The sequence below is a fragment of the Candidatus Niyogibacteria bacterium CG10_big_fil_rev_8_21_14_0_10_46_36 genome, assembly GCA_002772995.1.
Classification (GTDB): Bacteria; Patescibacteriota; Minisyncoccia; order 1-14-0-10-42-19; family 1-14-0-10-42-19; genus 1-14-0-10-46-36.
In genome coordinates, this window is record PFCO01000010.1 from 1 (window position 1) to 1,929 (window position 1,929).

The window sequence follows — 1,929 nt, forward strand, 5'->3', positions numbered from 1 at the left end:
TATTGCCCCCGTAGCTCAATGGATAGAGCAGTGCTCTTCTAAGGCATTGATGTGGGTTCGATTCCTGCCGGGGGCACCAAACAATACTTTCGCTCGCGAAGCGAGCGAAAAAAGGTTCGCGCAAAGGTTAATATTTCTGCACTAGACAGGAAAAGTCAAAGAGTTTTGGTTCGCCTCGCGGAGTTTATCTCTTCGAGCCTGAGTCTCAGAGCCGAAGGCCTGACGCAGTGCCCATAGAGGGGGTTTGCATATTTAGCAGGATGGAATAAAATAATGTTACCAAAAACAAATCATTATTATAATGAAATTTGAATCACAGCCACAATTTTCTGAAGAGGAATTAAAGAAATTAGGTGAAAGAAACAAAAGTGACACCGATTTTATTAAAGGCGGAGCCGAATATGTAAATGCGGAGAATGTTCCTCGCCTCTCCGTAACAGATGAACAGATCGAGCAAGCTCGCATGGAAATGGGTGCGGATTTCGCAATAGCTAAACTCAAATCAGAGATTAGTGAGTTGAATAGTGTTGTCCAGAAAGGCGAAACTATATCACGCTTCGGTCACGAACACGGCTTCAATAAAAACGAAACAGATGCCTTTGTAGAAAATCGGATATCGGAAAACGAGAAAAGAATCAGAGAGCTTGAGAGTGGTTCAAGTGAGGGCAAAGAGAAAACTGCAACCGCAGGAGAATCAGAGGAAACACTGGAAAATACGGAAGAGGAAAAACAAGAAAAACAAGAAGAACAAGAAGAACAAACAGAACAAGAAGGGCTTGGTATTGAAAGGGTAAAAGATCCGGAAAAAGCTCATTTAATGGCTTCTTTGGAAAATCTCGCTTATGAGCAAGCCGGCTCCTACAAACATTATTTGGAAAAACCAGAGTCACACACGGTAGAAGAAACTGTTGAATTTAGTATATGGAAGGCATTTAACTATAGCCCCGCTGATATTAGATCCATCGGTCAAGAAAACGCAGAGATCGCTGGAGAAAAATACGATATTGAGAAAATTGTACAAGAATACGAGACCAAAAAGAGCCGTTTTGGTTTAGCGAAAGAACAAATAATGGCGGTTTTTAATATTGCATCCAGTCATATAAAGTTTGCGTTCCGGTGGTGGCCACACATTATAGGATTTAAAGAACCAAAAGGGTCAAATAAGATAGTTGAACTTCGTAGGTTTTTTAAAAATTTTGATCTTGAATCCCATCGATTTTTAGTAGCAGATGAAGCCGCTAGAAATCTTGGTGGAACTGGGAGAAAAGAGTATACCGCTCAAATATTGGATGAAGAAGCAAAAGAAGCACTCCTAAAAGCTGAAAAGTATGAATTACCAAAATCTCCGAAACAAAAACGAAGCGACGAGAAACCACAAAGTGAAGAGGGTGAGAAAAATGAGGTCGTGGCCGATACTTTTGAGTGGATTTATAAAAAATATAAAGAATATTTATCACTACCAGAAAAAGAGAAACGACGCCAATCTTATTATTTTAGAAATCTCGAGGAGAGGGGGATTAAATTAGAAGACCTAAAAGATCAAGAAAAAACATTAACTGAATGGTTAGGCAGACTCAAGGTATACGGTAAACGCTTAGAGAATCTCACGGAGGATGAATTAAGAAGGGAAATGAAATTTAGTTTTTTAACTTCTGTTACCAAGCAAGTTTTCGAAAACAGCGAAAAGAAATCTGGGTCAGAAGTTTTATTAGATTTGGGCGTTTCAGTGTTCAAAACATACAAAGCGGCAAGTGAGCTAGAAAAAAGGAAATTTCTACGAGCTTCTTAACTTGGTAGCGGGAAAATTGTTTTTTTGTTTTTAATTTCTTTATACCTATAACAGTCTGTGATGTGGTCATTCACCATTCCCACCGCTTGCATATGCGCGTATATAACCGTGGGTCCAAGGAATTTAAAACCTCTGATTTT

At 39.2% G+C, this 1,929-nt stretch carries 2 protein-coding genes and 1 tRNA gene; 2 read left to right on the top strand and 1 reads right to left on the bottom strand.

All coding sequences use genetic code 11. The features are described 5' to 3' along the window. Nucleotides 1-4 precede the first annotated feature (4 nt). Both COU47_04475 and COU47_04480 read left to right on the top strand, forming a co-directional pair. Nucleotides 5-79, top strand: a tRNA-Arg gene (locus tag COU47_04475). 738 nt (nucleotides 80-817) lie between these two features. Beyond that, complete coding sequence (locus COU47_04480; GenBank protein PIR69178.1) at nucleotides 818-1,789, top strand: hypothetical protein; 972 nt, start codon at nucleotides 818-820, stop codon at nucleotides 1,787-1,789. On the opposite strand, the gene COU47_04485 is transcribed toward COU47_04480, so the two are convergent. After that, a partial coding sequence (locus tag COU47_04485) for a hypothetical protein (GenBank protein PIR69179.1) occupies nucleotides 1,786-1,929 on the bottom strand: 144 nt, incomplete at its 5' end. The genes COU47_04480 and COU47_04485 overlap by 4 nt on opposite strands.